The organism is Tepidicella baoligensis, assembly GCF_013432195.1.
Taxonomy (GTDB): Bacteria; Pseudomonadota; Gammaproteobacteria; order Burkholderiales; family Burkholderiaceae_C; genus Tepidicella; species Tepidicella baoligensis.
Map to the genome: position 1 here is coordinate 24,762 of NZ_JACCDB010000013.1, position 20,932 is coordinate 45,693.

Here is a 20,932-nt window from a genome sequence, read left to right on the forward strand (position 1 = left end):
GGGGTGTCTGAATTCCCAGGGATTTTAGAATCTGACACCACCATGACCCTGCCCGTGCGCCCATTGACCGAGGAATCGCCCCTGCCTTTCGACTCCCGCCTGGACGCGCCTACGCGCCTGTACGCGCTGATTCCCTGCGCGGGCACCGGCAGCCGAGCGGGCGCTGGCGGGCCCAAGCAGTATCAGAGCCTGGCAGGGCGGCGTGTGATCGACCATACCGTGCGGGCGTTTTTGGAGGTGCCAGCGTTGGCTGGCATTGGCGTGGTGGTGGCGCCCGAGGATGTGGTTTACCGCAGTCCACATGACCGCGTGCGGGTGTGGCATGTGGGTGGGGCCACCCGTGCCCACAGTGTGTTTCATGGATTGCGCGCCCTCGAGGGTGCCGGAGCCAGGGAGCAGGACTGGGTGTTGGTGCACGATGCAGCCCGCTGCCTCATTCGCTCGATCGATATCGAAAGGCTGATCGCCGCCTGCATGGCCGATGCTGTCGGCGGGCTGCTGGCTTTGCCGCTGCCCGACACCTTGAAGCAGGCTGCCCGCGGCGAGGTGCCTGCCCGTGTGGAGGGCACGGTCGAAAGACACGACAAATGGCTGGCCCAGACGCCGCAGATGTTCCGTTGGGGGGCGCTGTACCGCGCCTTGGAACGGCACGAGGCGGATGGGTTTCGCGGTATCACCGACGAGGCCAGCGCCCTGGAAGCCTGCGGGGCGCGCCCGCTGCTCATCCCGGGGCCGGCTCGCAATTTCAAGGTCACCTATCCGGAGGATTTCGCCATGGCCGAAGCCCTGTTGAGCGCCGATGCGCGTCGGGAGCGCACATCATGAGTTCGTCTTCATGCACCGCCTTGCCGGTGCTCCGTGTCGGGGAGGGGTGGGATGTCCATGCCCTCGTTCCCGGCCGCCCTCTCGTGTTGGGTGGGGTACACATTCCCCATCACAGTGGCCTGCTGGGCCATTCGGATGCCGACGCGCTGCTGCACGCCATCACCGACGCCATCCTCGGCGCCGCCGCGCTGGGCGATATCGGCACACTGTTCCCCGACACCGATGCCCGCTTCCAGGGCGCCGACTCGTCCACCTTGCTGGCCCATGCATGGGCGCAAGCCCGGGCCCAAGGTTATGCCATCGCCAACGTGGATGCCACCGTGGTGGCCCAGGCGCCCAAACTGGCTCCTTTCAAAAACGCGATGCGGGATCGGATTGCCAACGTACTGGGTCTGCGGCCGGATCAGGTCAACGTGAAGGCCAAGACTGCCGAAAAGCTGGGGCCGGTAGGGCAGGGCCTGAGCATCGAATGCCGGGCGGTGGTGCTGCTCATGCGGCCGGCCTGAGCCTCAGGCCGCGCGTAGCGTCAACTCGGCCGTCAGTCCCCCGGTGGGGCCCGGTCGCAGCAACAGATGGCCACCCATGCGTTGCATGGTCTTGACGGCGATCGCCAGGCCCAGGCCGGAGCCGGTGGCCGCTGTGCGGGCTTCGTTCGCGCGGAAGAAAGGTTCCGCCAGTCGGGGCAACAATTCGGGTGGTACGCCCGCTCCATGGTCGGTGATTTCCACCTTCACCGTCCCGTTGCTCTCGCTGACCACGATGTCCAGTTCCAGCGTGTGGTCCGCGCTGCGACCGTAGCGCGAGGCGTTTTCCAGCAAGTTGTCGATCACCCGGCGCAGTTCCACCTCGTCGGCCTGGACCATCCAGGCTTTGGTGGGCGAAAACCGTACCATGCAATCCGGCGTGCCCACATAAGGCTGCAGTGCCGTGGTGATCACCTCATCGAGACACACGGTGCCCATTTGCACATGCTCGGCACGCGCGTAGTCCAGAAACTTGTCGATGATGGCCGTGACCTGCTCGATGTCTGCGGCCATGAGCTGGCGGGCGTTGTCATCGGGCACGCTCATTTCGGTTTCCAGGCGCAGGCGGGCCAAAGGGGTGCGCAAATCATGCGATATGCCAGCGAGCATGAGGGTGCGGTCGCTCTCGGCCTTGGCCAACTGTTCTGCCATCCGGTTGAAGCCGATGTTCACTTCCCGAATTTCGATGGTGGCCGTCGTTTCGTCCAACAGGTCGGGGCGAAAGTCCCCATCACGCACACGCGCCGTGGCGGCGGACAGTTGTTTGAGCGGTCGGTTCAGCAAGCCCGCAAACAGCGCCGCACCGATGAGCGACAGGCTGGCGGCAATGCTCAGCCAGACCAGCCACGTCCGGCCACGCACACTGCCCACTCGTTCCGGGTCGGCCAGCAGCCAGTAGGTGTCGTTGTCGATCATGAAGCCGATCCACAGCCCCTCGAAACCGTTGACCTCACGCGCCACGATGGTTTCATGGCCCAGACGGGATGCCAGCGCTTCGCTGATCCGTCGGCTCAAGGCGTCGGTGTCGTAAGCGAGGTAGGTGTCCGACGGTTCGCGCACCGCAATGCGCACGTTTTCCTGTTCGACCAGCGTTTTGACGAGCGAAACCCGCGCGATCGCGTCCGCGTGCACCATCGCTGCCCGGGTCAGGTTGACCAGCGAGGCCAGTTGTTGCGCGCTCTGCAGCGCTCGGGGCTCCTCCTCCAGCGCACGAAAAGTCTGGAACCAGGCCAGTATCGAGCCCAGCAGCAACGCCCCCAACAACAAAAAGGTACGCCAGAACAGGCTGATGCCCCTCAAAGCGGGCGCAGCGGTCATGGCCATCGCGCGTCAGGCTTCATCATCGGGAACGAACACATAGCCCACGCCCCAGACCGTTTGCAAATAGCGGGGTGAGGAGGGGTCGGCTTCAATCAGCTTGCGCAGGCGGGACACCTGCACGTCCAGGCTGCGGTCGAACGGCTCGAATTCGCGGCCACGGGCGAGTTGGGCCAGTTTGTCGCGCGACATGGGTTGCCTCGGGTGCCGCACCAGGGCCTTGAGCATGGCGAATTCGCCGGTGGTCAACCCCACCTCGACCCCATTCTTGCGCAGGATGCGCTTGCCCAGGTCCAGTTCGAACGGCCCGAATGTGACCACTTCCTGTTCCGCCGAGGGCGCGCCTGGCACTTCGGGCGGGGGGCGGCGGCGCAGCACCGCGTGGATGCGCGCCAGCAGCTCGCGCGGGTTGAACGGTTTGCCCAGGTAGTCGTCCGCGCCCACCTCCAGGCCGACGATGCGGTCCACATCCTCACTCTTGGCCGTGAGCATGATGATCGGGGTGCGGTTGTTGGAAGCTCGCAGCCGCCGGCAGATGCTCAAGCCGTCTTCGCCTGGAAGCATCAGGTCCAACACGATCAGGTCCACCGTGTCACGCAGCAGCAGGCGGTCCAGCGTGCGCGCGTCCTCGGCCACCCAGACATCGAAACCTTCCTGGGTCAAATAACGGTTGAGCAGATCGCGAATGCGCGCGTCGTCATCGACGACGATGATGCGGTCGGGCCGGTTGGGCAGGGTGGGCATGGCGTCTCCCAAAATGTAACAGTGCTCATTGTGACACCACGCCCGGCTTCTGCTATTCGCTGCCTTCCCGGCAGAAACGCCCCGTTACAGATGTTGCGGCTGCGCGGCCAGCTGGCCTCGAAAGGGGGGCATTTCGCTGGCACACTGGCAATCCTCAGCATGGAGGATTCCCGCATGAAGCACACTTTTGGCTCGTTGTCGGCCCTGCTGGCCGGATTCACCCTGTTGTCGGCTTCCGCTGCTCTCCAGGCCCAGACGTCCGCGCCCGTTTACAACGTCGTGCAACTCAGCGCCAGCGCCCAGCAAGAGGCTGTGCAAGACTGGCTCACCGTGGTGCTCACCCACCAGGCCCAGGCGGCCGATGCCGCCAGCGTGCAGCGCCAACTCAAAGAGGCAGCGGACAACGCCTTGCGCCACATCCGCCCCCGGGTCCAGGAAGGCGAACTGGAGGTGAGCAGCGGCGGCTTCACGGTGCACCCGCGCCACGACCGCGAAGGCCAGATCATCGGCTGGCAGGGCAGCGCCGAATTGCTGTTGCAGGGCCGCGACGTGGCCCGCATCGCCGCCACCGCTGGTGACACCCCCGGCATGGCCGTGGCGCAAATGTCGTTTTCATTGAGCCATCAGGCTCGCCAGGCGCTGGAAGAGGGCATCCGCAGTCAAGCCATTGCCCGCTTCAAGGCCACGGCGCAGCAGGTGGCCAAGGATTTCGGCTTCAGCGGCTACACCCTGCGCGAGGTGGCCGTGAGCGAAGGCGGGCAGGAGTACGCCATTCGGCCGCGCCTGATGGTCGCAGCCGATGCGAGGGCGGCCATGGCGTCGGCCCCGGTCCCGGCGGAACCAGGCAAGACGCTGCTGCAAGTGACCGTTTCAGGCAGCGTGCAACTGCAGTGACGCGGACGACCTCACTGGGCGACCCAGCCCCCGTCCATGTTCCAGGCGGCGCCACGCACGTTGTTAGCAGCTGGCGAGCAGAAGAACACCGCCAGTTCGCCCAGCTCTTCAGGCGTGGTGAATTGCATCGAGGGTTCTTTTTCGCCGAGCAAAAGCTTGGTGGCTTCTTCGTTGCTCAGCCCCAAGGCGGCGGCCTTGGCGTCCACCTGTTTCTGCACCAGCGGGGTCAGCACCCAGCCGGGACAAATGGCATTGCAGGTCACGCCGGTGGTTGCCGTCTCCAAGGCCGTGACCTTGGTCAGCCCGACGATGCCGTGCTTGGCCGCCACGTAAGCCGATTTTTGCGCCGACGCAACCAGACCATGCACCGAAGCGATGTTGATGATCCGCCCCCAGTTGGCGGCTTTCATGGCCGGCAACGCCAGGCGCGTCGTGTGAAACGCGCTGCTCAGATTGATGGCGATGATGGCGTCCCAGCGATCGACGGGAAAGTCCTCCACATTGGCCACGTGCTGAATGCCCGCGTTGTTCACCAGCACATCCACCCGGCCGAATGCCGATGCGGCGGCTTGCATCATGTCCTCGATCTCGGCGGGCTTGCTCATGTCTGCTCCGTGATAGAGCACCTTCACGCCCAAAGCCGCCACTTCGGCGCGGGCGGCTTCGACTTCACCAAACCCATTGAGCACGATGTTCGCGCCCTGGCGCGCCAGCGCCTTGGCAATACCCAGCCCAATGCCGCTGGTGGACCCCGTGACCAAAGCCGTCTTTCCGTTCAGCATGCTGTAACTCCTATGATTTACGATCGATGCCAAAGGATTATCGGGGAACTGTGCCCGCACGGCCTGCCCCTGAACCTCCAGGAGACACAATCGACCCATGGAACCCGTACTGCATCACCTGGAAGTGCCCGGCCCTCGCGCCCGGCACAGCGACGAACGCCGCATCGCCTGGTGGGAGTGGAACGCCACCGGACTGGACAGCCCTTCTCACGTCGTCGTCTGCGTTCACGGGCTCAGCCGCCAGGCGCGTGACTTCGATGTACTGGCCCAGGCACTGGCACCGCATGCTTGCGTGGTGTGTGTGGACGTGGCTGGACGTGGCCAGAGCGACTGGCTCGCCGACCCCATGGCCTACCAGATCCCCACCTATGCCACCGACCTGGCCGTTCTGTTGGGCCATCTGCGCCAGCGCCACGCGGCCGTGACCGGCACGGCCGAGCCCTATGCGCTCACCATCGACTGGGTCGGTACCAGCATGGGAGGGATCATCGGCATCACATTGGCAGCCCAGCCGGCCATCGGACTGCGTCGGTTGGTGCTCAACGACGTGGGGCCAGTGATCGAGCCGGCCTCGCTGCTGCGCATCGGGGAGTACCTGGGGGTGCAACGTGTCTATTCGAGTGAGCAGGCGGCTGCGGCTGCGTTGTGGGAAATATCCCAAACCTTCGGCCCGCACACCCCCGAGCAATGGCTGGCCCTGTCGCGCCCGATGCTACGCGCCGTGCAAGGTGGCTGGACCCTCCACTACGACCCCGACATCGCCGTGCCTTTCAAAGCCCTCTTGGCTTCTGGCGACATGCCTGCCGTACGCGAGGCCATGCGCGCCGGCGAAGCCATGCTCTGGCAACTCTACGACGCCATCAGCGCACCCACCCTGCTGCTGCGGGGTGCAGACTCCGACCTGCTCAGCCATGAAACCGCCGTGGCCATGACCCAGCGTGGCCCCAGGGCACAGTTGGTGGAGTTCGCGGGTGTAGGCCATGCGCCCACCCTCGTGGCCGATGAACAGGTTCGTGTGGTGCGGTCTTTTCTGCTTGACGCATGATGACCGCCATGTCAGCGCCCGAATTGAGTCCGGTGGTGGCCGAAAAACCCGGTGATGCGCCCACCCATGTCCCCGCGCTGGTCTCGGCGCTGGCTCGCCCCCAGCAGGTGGTCGATCCCCGCGCGGTCGAACGCGCCCGGGCGTTTGCCGAGCCGCTGCTCCTGACCGAAACCCTGGACACCGGCGAAAACACCCTGGCGCACGCCGACGGTGTGGCCGGCATCATCGACGCGATCGGTGGTACGGCCGAAATGAAGGCCTGCGTTTACCTGGTCTATGCCTGCCAGTACCTGAATCGGCCCCGGGAAGTGATCAGCAAGGCCTTTGGGCCAGACTACGCCGACGTGGCCATCGAGACCACCAAACTGGTGCAGTTGCAGCGGCAGGCGCGCCTGAAGGCTGCCCAGATCAGGGCGCAGCGGGCCGCAGCGGAAGCGGCCGGCTCGATGGTGAACCGCATCGGTGCCACCGAGCTCGAAGCGAGCCAGACCGAGAACATTCGCAAGATGTTGCTGGCGTTTTCGCGCGATCTGCGGGTGGTGATGCTGCGCTTGGCCTCGCGTCTGCAAACCCTGCGCTTCCATGCCGCCTCCAAGACCCCACCCGACGAGGGCTTGGCGGCCGAGTCGCTGCATGTTTTTGCGCCGCTGGCCAACCGGCTCGGCATCTGGCAGCTCAAATGGGAAATGGAAGACCTGGCCTTTCGTTTCCTGGAGCCCGACACCTACAAACACATTGCACGCCTGCTCGACGAAAAACGCGTCGAACGTGAAAGCCATGTGGAGCAGGTACGCCAGCAACTGGAGTCTGCCCTCAAGGCCCAGGGCATCGACGCCGAGGTACAGGGGCGGCCCAAGCACATCTACAGCATCGTCAAAAAGATGCGCGGCAAGTCGCTGGATTTCGAGCAGGTGTTCGACATTCGGGCGCTGCGGGTGGTGGTGCCCGAAATCGACGATTGCTACCGGGTTCTGGCTTATGCCCACGCCCACTTCAGCCCGGTGCCCGAAGAGTTCGACGACTACATCTCCAAGCCCAAACCCAATGGCTACCAGTCGCTGCACACGGTGGTGCGTGACGAGCAGGGCAGAGCCTTCGAGATCCAGATCCGCACCCGGGCCATGCACGAGCACGCCGAGCACGGCGTGGCCGCCCACTGGGCCTACAAAGAGGCAGGCAGCAAAGGCTATGCCGGTGTCAGCGCCAGCTCCGACTACGATGCCAAGATCGCCGTCTTGCGCCAGTTGTTGGCCTGGCAAAGCGACATGGGCGGCGCCAAGCACCTGTTCGACGACGCCATCTACGTGCTCACACCCCACGCCGCCATTGTGGAACTGCCCAAGGGGGCTACGCCGGTGGATTTCGCTTACACGGTACACACCGATCTGGGCCACCGCTGCCGGGGCGCGCGCGTGGACGGCGTCATGGTCACGCTCAATACCCCCTTGCAGAATGGCCAGACCGTGGAAATCGTGGCCGCCAAAGAAGGCGGGCCTTCGCGCGACTGGCTCAACCCCGAACAGGGCTATCTCGTCAGCCATCGCGCCAAGAGCAAGGTGCGCGCCTGGTTCAACGCACTGGCGGCCCAGGACAACATCCAGCGCGGGCGCGAAGCGCTCGACAAGCTGCTCCAGCGCGAGGGCAAGACCACCCTCAATCTCGACGATCTTGCCGCCGGCCTGGGCTATGCGAACCCTCAGGCGTTGTGCGAAGCTCTGGGCAAGGAAGAGCTGACGCTGCGCACGGTGGAGCAATACCTCAATCCGCCGCAGGCATTGCCCACGCCGGACGAGGTTGTCATCAAAAAAGCCCGTGGCGAGGACCGCGCCCCGCAAGGCAGTGTCCTCGTGGTGGGCATGGACTCGCTGCTCACCCAACTGGCCAAGTGCTGCAAGCCCGCCCCGCCAGACGACATCCGCGGCTACGTGACACGGGGCAAGGGCGTGAGCGTGCACCGCGCCGACTGCCCAGACTTCGCCGCCCTGGCCCAGCGCCACCCGGGCCGGGTGATCGATGTGCAGTGGAGCGGCGTCAAAGGCAAGGGTGAACATGCACTCTACTACCCGGTGGATGTGGCAGTCGAAGCCATCGACCGCCAAGGCCTGCTGCGCGACATTTCCGACGCCTTTGCGCGCGAGAAAATCAACGTGATCGGCGTGCAGACCCAATCGGTCAAGGGCGTGGCTTGGATGACGTTCACGGTCGAGGTGCCCGATGCGCTGCGTGTCTCGCGCGTCATGGCCGCGGTGCAGGACGTGCCCGGCGTGCAGAGCGTGCGCCGACGTTGAAGCTGGGCATGAAAACGGATGCTGAAAGCTGTTACAATGCAAGGCTTGCAACCGACCCAGGCGCGTAGCTCAGCTGGTTAGAGCACCACCTTGACATGGTGGGGGTCGTTGGTTCGAGTCCAATCGCGCCTACCACGAGTGATGTTTCAAGAAGCCTCAAGACGTACAGTTTTGAGGCTTTTTCTTTTCTGAACAATCACTTACGAGAGATTGCAGCCTCTTGTTTGTTTCATGGCACCTCGCGGCGCATCGTGCTGTTTGGCGTTCGCTGCGGGTAACTTTGGTGGGTAGACTGAACGCATAAGACCCCTGTGCGCAAGCGGGCCCATCCGGCAGTGACCAAAGTTTCACCCATTTCCAAACTGAAGTGGCGCCGGTACAGGTGACACCCCTTGAGCCAGGGCCGCTTCATGCTCTGCCTTCAAGGCCCGTTGATAAGCGGGCTCCTGTTTCAACCGCTCCCAGTAGGCGGCCACGGCCAGTGTGAACGCGGGCGCCAGGTCAATCATCTCGGCCAGCATCAGGGCATAGCCCACCGAAATGTCTGCCGCAGTGAAGCGGTTGGCACACAGGTAGCTTCGCTGCTCCAGAACCGGCTCGAGCTTCTTCAGGCGCGCCAGAAACCACTTTGCGTAGTCATCTGCCACCGTGGGCATGCGGCGTTCTTCGGGCTCGAAGCGGGAGTAACGCAACACCAGCGTCTGTGGAAACGTCAGCGTGGCCTCGCCGAAATGGAGGTGATTCAGGTAAGCCCCGAAGTCCTCCTCGTGCACGTCCACTTGCAACGGTGTCGGGGCGTGGGTCGCGCACAGGTACTGGCAAATGGCCGCCGACTCGGTCATGCGCACCTTGCCATCAAGGAACAAGGGCACTGTGCCCAAGGGGTTGATGTCAAGGTAGTCCCGCTTCAACACCCGGGGCGGGAACGGCAGCATTTTGAGTTCATAGGGCAGCCCGAGGGCTTCCAGGGTCCACAAGGGCCGGAAGGAGCGGGCGCTGACGCAGTGAAAGAGGGTCATCATGATGTCACTTCCAGCCGCTGCTCCATATCCTCAAACTGGAGTTGGACCCCGGGTGTGTTCGATGCTCGGGCTCCGATTGTCGCAGCAGCCTTGTCCAGCGGGTTGCTGATGGTGTAGAACAGTCCAGTGCCGGCCAACCCACGGTGGCGCGGGTGCCACGGGTGCTGGCCGTGAACTTGGCCCCTCTGGGCCCAGCACAAACCGACACCCCACCTTTGCTCAGGTGCAGGATCAGACCCGGGGCGATGCGGAAGCGTCGAAAAAATCGGAAGCTCATGGGTTGGGTTCAGCATGGCGACAGCCACAAGTATCTGTCAATCGTCGGTTTCGGTTGGCCTTCTACAATCACCGCAGGCAGGAAAGGTTGTAACCCCCGGCGTTTGTTCCTGCCCTGACCATCTGAATGGTGTACACATATCTGTACTCCCGCCCGCTTAATATGCGGGTTTGAGAGGAATCCGATGTCTGCTGTTTTTCCCATGGACGACCTGAGTACCGACGGCGTGCCCTTCTTGCCCGACCGCGAGATGGCCCAGCTGCGCGTACCACCACATTCCATCGAGGCCGAATCCAGCGTACTCGGCGGCCTGCTGCTCGACAACGGTGCCTGGGACCGGGTGGCCGATCTGGTGTCCGATTCCGACTACTACCGGCGCGAGCACCAGCTCATCCACGCCGCCATCGCCGCCTTGGTCAATGCCAACAAGCCGGCCGACGTGATCACCGTGTTCGAACAGCTGAGCAGCCAGGGCAAGGCCGACGAAGTCGGCGGTCTGTCGTATCTCAATTCGTTGGCTCAGTACGTGCCCAGCGCGGCGAACATCCGGCGCTACGCCGAAATCGTGCGAGAGCGGGCGATTCTGCGTAAGCTCATCGCCGTCAGCGACGACATTGCCACTCAGGCTTTCAATCCCAAAGGCAAGCCTGTCGCCCATATCCTGGACGAAGCGGAACAGAAAATCTTCAATATCGGCGAAGAAGGCTCGCGCATGAAGCAGGGCTTCCAGTCCATGGATACCCTGGTGGTGAACCTGCTCGACCGCGTGCAGGAAATGGCCGACAACCCCAATGACATCACAGGCGTGCCCACCGGCTTCATCGATCTCGACCGCATGACGGCCGGCTTACAACCAGGCGATCTGGTGGTGCTTGCAGCCAGGCCGAGCATGGGGAAAACGGCCTTCGCCATCAACATCGCCGAGCACGTGGCCCTGAACGAAGGTCTGCCGGTGGCGGTGTTCTCCATGGAAATGGGCGCCGCCCAGCTCGCGGTGCGTATCGTCGGCTCCATTGGGCGCATCAACCAGAGCCATCTGCGCACCGGCAAGCTGACGGACGACGAATGGCCACGCCTGACCGAAGCGATCGAAAAGCTGCGCAACGTCTCGCTGCACATCGACGAAACGCCGGGCCTGACGCCCAGCGAACTGCGCGCCAATGCCCGGCGGCTGGCGCGGCAGTGCGGCAAGCTGGGCCTGATCGTGGTGGACTACCTGCAGCTCATGAGCGGCAGCAGCAGCGATGGGGAAAACCGCGCCACCGAACTGGGTGAGATTTCCCGCGGCCTGAAGATGCTGGCCAAGGAGTTGCAATGCCCGGTGATTGCGCTGTCGCAGCTCAACCGCTCGGTGGAGCAACGCACCGACAAGCGCCCCATGATGAGCGATTTGCGCGAATCCGGCGCCATTGAGCAGGACGCCGACATCATCATGTTTATCTACCGCGACGAGTACTACACCAAAGACCAGTGCAAGGAGCCCGGCGTGGCCGAAATCATCATTGGCAAGCAGCGCAATGGCCCCACGGGAACGGTCAAGCTGGCCTTCCTGAACATGCTCACCCGCTTCGAAAGCCTGGCGGGCTACCACGACGACTTTTGACTCGTCTGATTTAGTTGGCCCTTGCCCCTGAGACCGCCAGGGAAGCCCGGGATCCGGCGCGCACGCAATGCTGTCTGTTCCCATAATGGCGCGACTGGAGGCTACTGATGAACACGTTGTTTGACTGCCCCGCCGAGCTCTTGTCATGATCGGCAGGGGAGTGCCAGGAAAGGCATCGACGCAGCCACAGGCCAGTGTGCAGGGGTTGGTGTTTGCTGCTCTGTGGGTTGTGGCGCTGGCCGAGCTGTCTCGTCAGCTCGCGTTCAGCGACCAGTCGCTGTCTTTGGTGTGGCCGATCTCGGGCTTCGGCCTCGCCATGCTCTACCGCTGGCAGTGGCGGGGCTTGTTGGCACTGTTGGCTGGACTGGTGGCGTGGTCGGGTTGGCACTACGGCGCCAACCCGCTGGCGGTGCCAGCGGTGGCCCTGGCGGGTAGCATCGGTCCGGCTGCGGTATGGGCCGCAACGCGCCGCACCATGTCTGAGGAGCCCCGGCCGTTCGAGCGCATCGCTTCTGTTACCCGCTGGCTCAAGGCCGAACTGCTGGTGGGCGCGCCACTGGCAGCGACCTGCGGCGTGGCGGTCCTGGGTCTGGTGGAGCCGCCTGCCTCGGATCGCTCGGCGGCGCTGCTGGTGTTGGAGTGGGCAGGGTACTGGATCATCGAGTCATGCGGGGCCTTGCTCGTGGCCCCGGTGGCCTGGCATCTGATGATCGGGCAACCGGGCTCTCGCTTCAGGCAGCGGGTGCGGGAGCTCTTGGCCGATTTGACCGCCCACCGTGGCTTGTTATGGTTGAGTCCCCTGATGGCCAGCTTGTTGGCTGCCACATTCGCGTTGGGCGACACCTCCAACGCTCAGGCGTTTTCTTACTTTCTGTTGCCGGTTCTGCTGGTCGTGGCCAACCAATGTCGGCCGGCTGCGGTGCACGCGCACGTCATGTTTGCGGCCTTGCTGGTGACGGCGGCATCGGCCTTCAGCATGCGGCACCTGCACCCCAACGCAGGCGCGGACATGCTCGTCCAGCTGGTCTTGCTGGTGTTGTTTCTGCTCGTGTCCGCCGGTGTGCTGCTGGTGCTGGTCGCGGTGTATGCCGAGCGGCATGAGGCCCTGGAGCGGTTGCAAAGCCTGGCATTCATCGATCCACTCACCGAACTGCTCACCGACGCGGGCCTGGCGCGTGCCTACGAGCAGCGCGACCCCGCCGCGGTGCCGGCACTGGTGTTGGTGCGCCTGGCCAATTGGAGAGCCATCGAGTACCTCGACGGTCCGGCTGCGCTCGGGGCGCTGGAAACGGCGGCAGCGCGGCGGCTGCGCGCCGTGGCGCCCACGGTGGTTTGGGCGCGCAGCACCCCCGGGCGCTACGTGGGGCTGTTGACGGAAACCGCGTTGCGCTCCGGCGACTTGGCTCAGTGGCAGGCCAGTGTCGCTGCTGCCACGGCCAGGGATGCGGGGCAGGCCACGGAGCAGCAGGTCCGTCCGCTGTGGCGCAGTTGTGCCGTCATCGCGCCGGCTGGGGCCGAGCCGTCCCCGGGGTTGCAGACCTTGCTGCTGCGTTTGCGTGAGATCGACTTGGCTCAAGCCGATGATGCCGATCCCGTCCTGGTGCGTATGCATCCCGAGGACGGCGAGCGGCTGCGCGCCATGACCACGGGCGTGGAGCGTGTCCGGCGGGCCATCACCGAGCGTCGCCTGCATCTGGTGGCGCAACCCATCGTCTCGCTGCGCGAAGGGCAGGCCCGTGTCGCCGCCGAAGTGCTGGTGCGGTTGCGCGATGAGGACGGCCATGATGTCCCGCCGGCCCAGTTCATGGCCGCCGCCGTACAGGGCGAGCTCATGCCCTTGCTGGACCGGGCCGTGGTCGAAGAAGCGGCGGCCATGTTCGCGCGCCATCCCGCCGCGCTGGCACGCATCGACTACTGCAGCATCAACCTCTCGGGCCCGACGCTGGCGCGCGCCGACCTGGGCGAGTGGCTGGCGGGGCTGTTTGGCCGCTACGCCGTGCCGGCACAACGCGTCGTGTTCGAGATCACCGAGAGCCAGGCGATCGCCCAGCCGCGCGACGCGGCCCAATCCTTGGCGCGGTTGCGGGAAGAGGGCTTTCGCGTCGCCATCGACGACTTTGGCACCGGGCACGCGACTTTCGACTACCTCAAGCGTTTTCCGGTAGACATCATCAAGATCGACGGTGCCTTCGTGCGGGAGTTGCAACACCAACCCGTGGACCGGGTGATCGTGCGCGCCATGGTGGAGGTGGCTCGCGTGCTGCAGGTCAAGACGGTGGCCGAGTTCGTCGAGTCTGCCGAACTTCTGGAGCGGGTGCGCGAACTCGGCATCGATGCCGCCCAGGGTTACCACCTCGGCCGTCCGCGTCCGCTGGATGACTGGTTGGCCGAGGTGTCATCTTCCGAGAGCACCGGCGGCAGCCCATTCACGACGGACATGGCACATCGTCAACCACCATGGAATCCCTCCAAGCCGCAGGCAGTTTGACGGCTCGGTTGGGCGAGTCGTGTTCGACCGCGCCCTCCACCGTGTCCACCAGCCCCCAGCCCCAGGCTTGCAGCGGCGAAATGGCTTGGTCGCGATTCAGCATGCTGGCCAGCAGGTTGCGATACGCATCGAGCCACAAACCCGGGTCCCTGCAGTCTTGCAGGCGCGTTGGCGCCAGCCATGCCGGCACAACTCAGAAAACCAACTTACAAAACATCGCTCGCAAAATCCGCCAGGCGTGAGCGCTCCCCGCGCGCCAGCGTGATGTGTCCGCCATGCGGCCAGCCCTTGAAGCGGTCCACCGCGTAGGTCAGGCCGCTGGAGCCTTCGGTGAGGTAGGGCGTGTCGATCTGGGCCAGGTTGCCCATGCAGATGATCTTGGTGCCGGGGCCGGCGCGGGTGATGAGCGTCTTCATCTGCTTGGGCGTGAGGTTTTGCGCCTCGTCGATGATGACGTACTTGTTCATGAAAGTGCGCCCGCGCATGAAGTTCATGCTCTTGACCTTGATGCGGCTGCGAATGAGTTCGTTGGTGGCCGCGCGCCCCCACTCGCCGGCGTTGCCGCCGTTGCCCTTGGCCAGGAACTCCAGGTTGTCGTCCAGCGCGCCCATCCAGGGGCCCATTTTTTCTTCTTCGGTGCCAGGCAAAAAGCCGATGTCCTCGCCCACGCTGACGGTGGCGCGGGTCATGATGATTTCGGTGTAGCAGCGCTCGTCCAGCACCTGCGTGAGTCCGGCCGCCAGGGCCATGAGCGTCTTGCCGGTGCCGGCCGTGCCGGCCAGGGTCACGAAGTCGATCTCCGGGTCCATGAGCAGGTTGAGGGCGAAATTCTGCTCCCGGTTGCGGCTGGTCACGCCCCAGACGGCGTTCTTGAGGTGGGTGTAGTCCTTGAGCGTTTTGAGCACGGCCTGTTTGCCACGCACTTCGGTGACGCGGGCATAGAGCGAAGGCTCGCCCGCGGCCTCGAAGTACACGAACTGGTTGATCACCAGTTGCTCGACGATGGGGCCGCTGATGCGGTAAAACGTGTGGCCGCCCTGTTGCCAGCTTTCCAGCGTCTTGCTCTGGCGGGTCCAGAAGTCCGGGGGCAGGGCGAGCGAGCCGGGGTAGAGCAGTTCGCCGTCGTCCAGCGTCTTGTCGTTTTCGTAGTCTTCGGCGGCGAGGCCCAGCGCGCGGGCCTTGACGCGCATGTTGATGTCTTTTGACACCAGCACCACTTCACGCCCGGGGTGTTTGATTTTCAGGGCCTGAACCACGCCCAGGATCTGGTTGTCGGCTTTGCCCTGGGGCAGGCTGTTGGGCAGGTCGTGCTGCAGCGGAACGGTCTGGAAGAACAGGCAGCCGGTGGCCTCGGAGTTGCCCAAGGCCGACAGGGCCAGACCGCTGCTGATGTCGCCGCCGCGCTGGGCGGCCAGGGTGTCGAGCGTTCGGCTGGCCTGACGGGCGTTGCGCGCGACTTCGCTCATCCCTTTCTTGTTGGCGTCCAGCTCTTCGAGCACGATCATGGGCAGGAAGATATCGTGTTCCTCGAAGCGGAACAGGCTGGTGGGGTCGTGCATGAGCACGTTGGTGTCGAGCACGAACAGGCGCGTGGAGCCTGGCGAGGTGTTTGCTTTGCCGCGCCGCTGTCGATGGGTTGCCTTGGACGGCTCCGCCTGACCGCGTGGAGCCGCCGTGCTGGCCGGTTTGGAGGCGGTACTGGTTGGGGATTCAGCGGAAGATCGGGTGGATCGGGCGGTGCGAGGCTTGGGCGGTGCGGCTGGCTGTTCGATCGGGGTCGGGGCGGTCAGCGAGGTGGTGAGTTCGATCGGGTCGTTGGAGGTTGGGCGGGCTGCTCGGGCGGCATCGACGGCTGATGCGGACAGGCGGTCGGCCTTCTTGGTGGGTGCAGGAGGAAGGGGCATGGTTCAAAGACCGGAATGGGCAGCAATGAAAAAGCCGCCACGGGCAGCCCGGGCGGCTTGGATAGGAGGCGGGTTGACGTGAAGCGCCGAACTCAGATGCATAAGTTCATTATGCACCACGGCAGGTTGTGGTCAGGCTGCCTTTTTGATCATCTTCACGGCCTTGAGAACCTCTTCCACATGGCCCGGAACTTTCAGGCCGCGCCATTCCTGCAGCAGCACGCCGTCGGGGCCGATCAGGAAGGTGCTGCGTTCGATGCCTTTGACCTTCTTGCCGTACATGATTTTGTTTTTGACCACGCCAAACATGTGGCACATTTTTTCTTCGGTGTCGGCGATGAGCTCGAAAGGCAGTTCCAGCTTGGCCTTGAAGTCTTCGTGGGACTTCATGTTGTCGCGTGAAACGCCAAACACCTCGGCACCGGCTTTGACGAAGTCCTTGTACCTGTCACGGAACTGCATGGCCTCAGTGGTGCAGCCGGGGGTGTTGTCCTTGGGGTAGAAGTACAGGATCAAGGTTTGCCCGAGGTGGGACTGATGCGTGACCTTGACACCGCCCGTGGCATTGGCTTCAAATTCAGGAATGGGTTTATTGACGACGACGGCCATGTAGCGGATCCCCTGCTAGGTTGAATGCTGCGAAGGCGCTCGGTAGCGATCACCCGGCTCGCTCGTACAGAGAAGCGGCGGGCGCCGAACGTAATACCGCATTTTACCCCGAAAGGGGCCGCCTTCTGGGCTGGCCGACTAAGGGGTTTCGATGAGCAAGGCCGCAGCCACCCGGCGCCCTTCGCCGGCGAGGATGTTGTAAGTGCGTGCAGCGGCCATGGTATCCATGGTTTCCACGCCGATGCCGGCTTCGATCAGCGGGCGCAGCAGAGCGGGGGACACGAACCTCAGCTTCAGCCCGCTGCCGAAAATCACCAGTTCAGGACGCCATTGGGCCAGTGCTTCGAAATGCGCTGCGGTCAGTGCCGCATGCTGGGCGCAACCCCACGGTTTGAGGTAGCCTTCCGAACAGAAAATGACGCTTTCCTCGTATCGCTGACCGCCGATCATCACCCAGCCCGGGCCGTGGGCATGGACGGCCAGGGTGTCGAATCGGTCTGGTTGGAGCTTCATGACGGATCGCGGGTCGAAAATATGGTGAAATTATAGGTTTCACCTCCTGCGCATCATGCACTCCACGCCCATATCCAAATCCGCCAAGCTGGCCAATGTCTGTTACGACATCCGGGGTCCCGTGCTGGACAAGGCGCGAGCGATGGAGGAAGAGGGCCAGAAGATCATCAAGCTCAACATCGGCAACCTGGCGGTGTTCGGGTTGGAGCCGCCCGACGAAATCTTGCAGGACATGATCCGCAATCTGCCGAACGCGGCGGGTTACACCGACAGCAAGGGCCTGTTCGCCCCGCGCAAGGCCATCGTGCACTACACCCAGGAAAAGCGCATCGCGGGTGTCACGGTCGATGACGTGTATCTGGGCAATGGCGCGAGCGAGCTCATCACCATGAGCATGAACGCGCTGCTCAACGCGGGCGACGAGATTCTGGTGCCGGCGCCCGACTACCCGCTGTGGACGGCCTCGGTGTCGCTTTCGGGCGGCACGCCGGTGCACTACCTGTGCGACGAGCAGGCCGACTGGACACCAGACCTGGCCGACATCGAACGCAAGATCACCCCCCGCACCAAGGGCATTGTGGTGATCAACCCCAACAACCCGACCGGCGCGCTCTACCCGAACGAGGTGCTCCAGGCCATCGTGGAACTGGCGCGCAAGCACGACCTGATCGTTTTTGCCGACGAGATTTATGACAAGGTGCTGTACGACGGTCATGTGCACACATCCATCGCCTCGCTGGCCGATGACGTGCTGTTCGTCACCTTCAACGGCCTGAGCAAGAACTACCGCTCCTGCGGCTACCGAGCGGGCTGGATGATCGTCTCGGGCGACAAGCGCCGCGCCAAAGACTACATCGAAGGCCTGAACATGCTGGCCTCGATGCGGTTGTGCGCCAACACGCCCGGGCAACTGGCGATCCAGACCGCACTGGGCGGCTACCAGAGCATCAACGACCTGGTCGCCCCCACCGGCCGCCTGTGCCGCCAGCGCGACCTGGCGCACCGGCTGCTGACCGAGATCCCGGGGGTGACGTGCGTCAAGCCCAAGGCCGCGCTGTACATGTTCCCGCGGCTGGACCCGAAAATCTACCCCATCGAGGATGACCAGCAGTTCGCCTATGAACTGCTGGCCGAGGAAAAGGTGCTCATCGTGCAAGGCACGGGGTTCAATTACCCGACCCCGGACCACTTCCGCTTGGTTTTCCTGCCGCACGAGGACGACCTGGCCGATGCCGTGGGCCGCATCGCCCGCTTTCTGGCGCATTACCGCAAGCGCCACGGCACCTGATCCGCGCGCATGTCACCATCCACCTTTCTGACCGAGAACCGAACCGATATGAAACCGATACAAGTGGGCCTGCTGGGCATAGGAACCGTAGGCAGTGGTGTGTTCCATGTGCTCAAACGCAATCAGGCGGAGATTCAGCGCCGCGCCGGCCGCGGCATCGAAATTGCCATGGTCGCCGACCTGGACGTGGCGCGTGCCCAATCCATCGTGGGCGAGGGCGTGCGGGTGGTCAATGACGCCCGGCAGGTGATTGCCAATCCCGATATCGACATCGTGGTCGAACTCATTGGCGGCTACGGCATTGCCAAGGCGCTGGTGATGGAGGCCATCGATGCTGGCAAGCATGTGGTCACGGCCAACAAAGCCTTGCTTGCCGTGCATGGCACCGAAATCTTCGCGGCCGCGCAGGCCAAGGGCGTTATGGTGGCGTTCGAGGCCGCCGTGGCCGGTGGCATTCCCATCATCAAGGCGCTGCGCGAGGGGCTGACCGCCAACCAGATCCAGTGGGTGGCCGGCATCATCAACGGCACCACCAACTTCATCCTGTCGGAAATGCGCGAACAGGGGCTGGATTTCGACATGGCGCTCAAGGAGGCCCAGCGCCTGGGCTACGCCGAAGCCGACCCGACCTTCGACATCGAGGGCGTGGACGCCGCGCACAAGGCGACCATCATGAGCGCGATTGCCTTCGGCATTCCGGTGCAGTTCGACAAGGCCCACGTGGAAGGCATCACCAAGCTGGAGGCGGCCGACATCCGTTACGCCGAGCAGCTGGGCTACCGCATCAAGCTGCTGGGCATCACCAAGCGCGCGGAGCAGGGCATCGAGCTGCGCGTGCATCCCTGCCTGGTCCCCGCCAAGCGCCTGATCGCCAACGTGGAAGGCGCCATGAACGCCGTGGTGGTGCAGGGCGATGCCGTGGGCACCACGCTGTACTACGGCAAGGGCGCGGGCAGCGAGCCCACGGCCAGCGCCGTCATCGCCGACCTGGTGGACGTGACCCGCCTGCACACCGCCGACCCCCTCAACCGCGTGCCGCACCTGGCGTTCCAGCCGGCGTCGATGAGCGACCTGCCGGTCCTGCCCATGAGCGAGGTGGTCACGAGCTACTACCTGCGCCTGCGCGTCGCCGACGAGGCGGGGGTGCTGGCCAAGGTCACGGGCCTGCTGGCCGAGGCCGGCATCAGCATCGACGCCGTGTTGCAACGCGAAGCCGAGGAGGGCAGTCGCCAGACCGACCTCATCATCCTGACCCACAGCACGCGCGAAGGCACCATGAACGACGCCATCGCTCACATGCAGGGGTTGCCCACCGTGCTGGCTCCGATCGTGCGCATCCGCAAGGAGGAGCTGGCCTGATGCGCTACCTCTCCACCCGAGGTCACGCGGACCGCAAGCGTTTCTGCGAGATCCTGCTCGAGGGCCTGGCACCCGATGGCGGCCTGTACCTGCCCGAGCACTACCCGCAGGTGGACGACGCCACACTCACCCGCTGGCGCCAGGTCTATCGCGAACAGGGTTACGCGGAACTGGCGTTCGAGGTGCTGTCGCTCTACATCGACGACATCCCCGCGGCCGATCTGCGCGCCCTGTGTGCCAAGACCTACACCGCCGAGGTGTTCGGTACGCCCGAGATCGTGCCCTTGCGCGCGCTGGAGGACGGGCTCTGGCTGGAGGCATTGTCCAACGGCCCCACGCTGGCCTTCAAAGACATGGCCATGCAGCTGCTGGGCAACCTGTTCGAATACGAACTGGCGCGCCGAGGTGAAGAGCTCAACATCCTGGGCGCCACCAGCGGCGACACCGGCAGCGCGGCCGAGCACGCCATGCGTGGCAAGAAAGGCGTACGCGTCTTCATGACCAGCCCGCATGGCCGCATGAGCCCGTTCCAGCAGGCGCAGATGTTCAGCCTGCAGGACGCCAACATCCACAACATCGCCATCGAAGGCGTGTTCGACGACTGCCAGGACATCGTCAAGGCGGTGAGCAACGACTTGGCATTCAAGCGCCGGTACAAGATCGGCACGGTCAACTCCATCAACTGGGCACGGCTGCTGGCGCAGGTGGTGTACTACTTTGCCGGTTACATCCAGGCCACGGCGTCCAACGGCCAGAAGGTCAGCTTTACGGTGCCGAGCGGCAACTTCGGCAACGTGTGTGCCGGCCATGTGGCGCGCATGATGGGGCTTCCCATCCACCAGCTGGTGGTGGCCACCAACGAAAACGACGTGCTCGACGAGTTCTTCCGCACCGGCGTGTACCGCGTGCGCGGCAGTGCCGACACTTTTGAGACGTCGAGCCCGTCGATGGACATTTCGAAAGCGAGCAACTTCGAACGTTTCATCTTCGACCTGCTGGGGCGCGACGCGGCCCGCACACAAGCCCTGTTCGGCGAAGCGCTGGCGCGCGAGGGCCGTTTCGACCTGAGCCGCGACCCACATTTCCCGCTGGCCGCGAATCGCTACGGCTTCGCCAGCGGCAAGAGCACGCATGCAGACCGGCTGCGCACCATCCGCGACACCTGGGCGCGCTTCGGCCAGATGATCGACACCCACACCGCCGACGGCGTGAAGGTGGCGCGTGAACACCTCGTGCATGGCGTGCCGATGATCGTGCTGGAGACGGCGCTGCCCATCAAGTTCGCGCAAACCATCGTTGAAGCCCTGGGCCGAGAGCCCGATCGTCCAGCCCGCTTCCAGGGCATCGAAGCCCTGCCCAAGCGGGTGCAGATCATGTCGGCCGACGCCGAGCAGGTCAAGGCCTACATCGCTGCACAATGTTCAATCTGAGTGGAGTGGTCGCTGATGGC

18 protein-coding genes and 1 tRNA gene are annotated in these 20,932 nt (G+C 64.2%); 11 read left to right on the forward strand and 8 right to left on the reverse strand.

Annotation, left to right across the window (positions count from 1 at the left end):
* The first annotated feature begins 42 nt into the window (after nt 1-42).
* The gene (ispD, locus tag HZS63_RS11900) at nt 43-825 is read left to right on the forward strand and encodes a 2-C-methyl-D-erythritol 4-phosphate cytidylyltransferase (protein WP_180684244.1); all 783 of its coding nucleotides are present in this window, start codon (nt 43-45) and stop codon (nt 823-825) included.
* Nucleotides 822-1,331 carry a 2-C-methyl-D-erythritol 2,4-cyclodiphosphate synthase gene (ispF, locus tag HZS63_RS11905; protein ID WP_219339182.1) on the forward strand — a complete coding sequence of 170 codons (510 nt, stop codon included), beginning with the start codon at nt 822-824 and terminating at the stop codon, nt 1,329-1,331. The genes ispD and ispF overlap by 4 nt, the downstream gene beginning before the upstream one ends.
* A 3-nt stretch (nt 1,332-1,334) precedes the next feature.
* Here the strand turns inward: ispF and HZS63_RS11910 are convergent, their stop codons facing one another.
* On the reverse strand, nt 1,335-2,666 hold the full coding sequence (locus HZS63_RS11910) for a sensor histidine kinase (RefSeq protein WP_246316343.1): 1,332 nt from the start codon (nt 2,664-2,666) through the stop codon (nt 1,335-1,337).
* Nucleotides 2,667-2,678: 12 nt separating this feature from the next.
* Nucleotides 2,679-3,410: an osmolarity response regulator transcription factor OmpR gene (ompR, locus tag HZS63_RS11915; protein ID WP_180684246.1), complete on the reverse strand. Its 732-nt coding sequence runs from the start codon at nt 3,408-3,410 to the stop codon at nt 2,679-2,681.
* Between the two features lie 174 nt (nt 3,411-3,584).
* Here ompR and HZS63_RS11920 point away from each other — a divergent pair, with 174 nt between their 5' ends.
* A complete protein-coding gene (locus HZS63_RS11920) occupies nt 3,585-4,304 on the forward strand; it encodes an SIMPL domain-containing protein (RefSeq protein WP_180684247.1) in 720 nt (239 codons plus the stop codon).
* Between the two features lie 11 nt (nt 4,305-4,315).
* Here the strand turns inward: HZS63_RS11920 and HZS63_RS11925 are convergent, their stop codons facing one another.
* Nucleotides 4,316-5,086 carry a 3-hydroxybutyrate dehydrogenase gene (locus HZS63_RS11925; RefSeq protein WP_180684248.1) on the reverse strand — a complete coding sequence of 257 codons (771 nt, stop codon included), beginning with the start codon at nt 5,084-5,086 and terminating at the stop codon, nt 4,316-4,318.
* A gap of 97 nt (nt 5,087-5,183) precedes the next feature.
* Here HZS63_RS11925 and HZS63_RS11930 point away from each other — a divergent pair, with 97 nt between their 5' ends.
* From HZS63_RS11930 to HZS63_RS11940, 3 genes are all read left to right on the forward strand, one after another.
* On the forward strand, nt 5,184-6,131 hold the full coding sequence (locus tag HZS63_RS11930; protein WP_180684249.1) for an alpha/beta fold hydrolase: 948 nt from the start codon (nt 5,184-5,186) through the stop codon (nt 6,129-6,131).
* An 8-nt stretch (nt 6,132-6,139) separates the two neighbouring features.
* Nucleotides 6,140-8,419: a RelA/SpoT family protein gene (locus HZS63_RS11935; protein WP_246316345.1), complete on the forward strand. Its 2,280-nt coding sequence runs from the start codon at nt 6,140-6,142 to the stop codon at nt 8,417-8,419.
* Between the two features lie 58 nt (nt 8,420-8,477).
* Nucleotides 8,478-8,554: transfer RNA gene (locus tag HZS63_RS11940), tRNA-Val, on the forward strand.
* A gap of 212 nt (nt 8,555-8,766) precedes the next feature.
* On the opposite strand, the gene HZS63_RS11945 is transcribed toward HZS63_RS11940, so the two are convergent.
* Nucleotides 8,767-9,441: a glutathione S-transferase family protein gene (locus HZS63_RS11945; protein ID WP_180684250.1), complete on the reverse strand. Its 675-nt coding sequence runs from the start codon at nt 9,439-9,441 to the stop codon at nt 8,767-8,769.
* A gap of 4 nt (nt 9,442-9,445) precedes the next feature.
* Nucleotides 9,446-9,718 carry a DUF4236 domain-containing protein gene (locus HZS63_RS14260; protein WP_180684251.1) on the reverse strand — a complete coding sequence of 91 codons (273 nt, stop codon included), beginning with the start codon at nt 9,716-9,718 and terminating at the stop codon, nt 9,446-9,448.
* Between the two features lie 184 nt (nt 9,719-9,902).
* On the opposite strand from HZS63_RS14260, the gene dnaB reads away from it, so the two are divergent.
* Both dnaB and HZS63_RS11960 read left to right on the forward strand, forming a co-directional pair.
* Entirely contained in the window at nt 9,903-11,321 is a 1,419-nt protein-coding gene (gene dnaB / locus HZS63_RS11955) for a replicative DNA helicase (protein WP_180684252.1), read from the forward strand.
* Nucleotides 11,322-11,529: 208 nt separating this feature from the next.
* The gene (locus tag HZS63_RS11960; protein ID WP_180684253.1) at nt 11,530-13,809 is read left to right on the forward strand and encodes an EAL domain-containing protein; all 2,280 of its coding nucleotides are present in this window, start codon (nt 11,530-11,532) and stop codon (nt 13,807-13,809) included.
* Nucleotides 13,810-14,015: 206 nt separating this feature from the next.
* Here HZS63_RS11960 and HZS63_RS11965 read toward each other — a convergent pair whose 3' ends face one another.
* The 3 genes from HZS63_RS11965 to HZS63_RS11975 all read right to left on the reverse strand — a co-directional run bounded on the left by HZS63_RS11965 (nt 14,016) and on the right by HZS63_RS11975 (nt 16,835).
* Nucleotides 14,016-15,713, reverse strand: coding sequence for a PhoH family protein (locus tag HZS63_RS11965; RefSeq protein WP_180684254.1), 1,698 nt, complete (start codon nt 15,711-15,713; stop codon nt 14,016-14,018).
* A gap of 132 nt (nt 15,714-15,845) precedes the next feature.
* The gene (locus HZS63_RS11970; protein ID WP_180684255.1) at nt 15,846-16,322 is read right to left on the reverse strand and encodes a peroxiredoxin; all 477 of its coding nucleotides are present in this window, start codon (nt 16,320-16,322) and stop codon (nt 15,846-15,848) included.
* Nucleotides 16,323-16,460: 138 nt separating this feature from the next.
* Nucleotides 16,461-16,835, reverse strand: a complete 375-nt coding sequence (locus tag HZS63_RS11975; protein WP_180684256.1) for an Mth938-like domain-containing protein — start codon at nt 16,833-16,835, stop codon at nt 16,461-16,463.
* A 55-nt stretch (nt 16,836-16,890) separates the two neighbouring features.
* On the opposite strand from HZS63_RS11975, the gene HZS63_RS11980 reads away from it, so the two are divergent.
* Genes HZS63_RS11980 through thrC form a run of 3 tightly spaced genes read left to right on the forward strand, consistent with a single transcriptional unit; the run spans nt 16,891 to nt 20,912 of the window.
* Complete coding sequence (locus HZS63_RS11980; protein ID WP_180684257.1) at nt 16,891-18,123, forward strand: pyridoxal phosphate-dependent aminotransferase; 1,233 nt, start codon at nt 16,891-16,893, stop codon at nt 18,121-18,123.
* Between the two features lie 48 nt (nt 18,124-18,171).
* The gene (locus HZS63_RS11985) at nt 18,172-19,482 is read left to right on the forward strand and encodes a homoserine dehydrogenase (protein ID WP_180684258.1); all 1,311 of its coding nucleotides are present in this window, start codon (nt 18,172-18,174) and stop codon (nt 19,480-19,482) included.
* Nucleotides 19,482-20,912, forward strand: a complete 1,431-nt coding sequence (gene thrC, locus HZS63_RS11990; protein WP_180684259.1) for a threonine synthase — start codon at nt 19,482-19,484, stop codon at nt 20,910-20,912. The genes HZS63_RS11985 and thrC overlap by 1 nt, the downstream gene beginning before the upstream one ends.
* The last annotated feature ends 20 nt before the right edge of the window (nt 20,913-20,932 follow it).

Bases quoted from the DNA above. Each gene is read 5' to 3' on its own strand.
- ispD (WP_180684244.1), top strand. From the start codon at position 43: ATGACCCTGCCCGTGCGCCCATTGACCGAGGAATCGCCCCTGCCTTTC.
- ispF (WP_219339182.1), top strand. From the start codon at position 822: ATGAGTTCGTCTTCATGCACCGCCTTGCCGGTGCTCCGTGTCGGGGAG.
- HZS63_RS11910 (WP_246316343.1), bottom strand. From the start codon at position 2,666: ATGACCGCTGCGCCCGCTTTGAGGGGCATCAGCCTGTTCTGGCGTACC.
- ompR (WP_180684246.1), bottom strand. From the start codon at position 3,410: ATGCCCACCCTGCCCAACCGGCCCGACCGCATCATCGTCGTCGATGAC.
- HZS63_RS11920 (WP_180684247.1), top strand. From the start codon at position 3,585: ATGAAGCACACTTTTGGCTCGTTGTCGGCCCTGCTGGCCGGATTCACC.
- HZS63_RS11925 (WP_180684248.1), bottom strand. From the start codon at position 5,086: ATGCTGAACGGAAAGACGGCTTTGGTCACGGGGTCCACCAGCGGCATT.
- HZS63_RS11930 (WP_180684249.1), top strand. From the start codon at position 5,184: ATGGAACCCGTACTGCATCACCTGGAAGTGCCCGGCCCTCGCGCCCGG.
- HZS63_RS11935 (WP_246316345.1), top strand. From the start codon at position 6,140: ATGTCAGCGCCCGAATTGAGTCCGGTGGTGGCCGAAAAACCCGGTGAT.
- HZS63_RS11945 (WP_180684250.1), bottom strand. From the start codon at position 9,441: ATGATGACCCTCTTTCACTGCGTCAGCGCCCGCTCCTTCCGGCCCTTG.
- HZS63_RS14260 (WP_180684251.1), bottom strand. From the start codon at position 9,718: ATGAGCTTCCGATTTTTTCGACGCTTCCGCATCGCCCCGGGTCTGATC.
- dnaB (WP_180684252.1), top strand. From the start codon at position 9,903: ATGTCTGCTGTTTTTCCCATGGACGACCTGAGTACCGACGGCGTGCCC.
- HZS63_RS11965 (WP_180684254.1), bottom strand. From the start codon at position 15,713: ATGCCCCTTCCTCCTGCACCCACCAAGAAGGCCGACCGCCTGTCCGCA.
- HZS63_RS11970 (WP_180684255.1), bottom strand. From the start codon at position 16,322: ATGGCCGTCGTCGTCAATAAACCCATTCCTGAATTTGAAGCCAATGCC.
- HZS63_RS11975 (WP_180684256.1), bottom strand. From the start codon at position 16,835: ATGAAGCTCCAACCAGACCGATTCGACACCCTGGCCGTCCATGCCCAC.
- HZS63_RS11980 (WP_180684257.1), top strand. From the start codon at position 16,891: ATGCACTCCACGCCCATATCCAAATCCGCCAAGCTGGCCAATGTCTGT.
- HZS63_RS11985 (WP_180684258.1), top strand. From the start codon at position 18,172: ATGAAACCGATACAAGTGGGCCTGCTGGGCATAGGAACCGTAGGCAGT.
- thrC (WP_180684259.1), top strand. From the start codon at position 19,482: ATGCGCTACCTCTCCACCCGAGGTCACGCGGACCGCAAGCGTTTCTGC.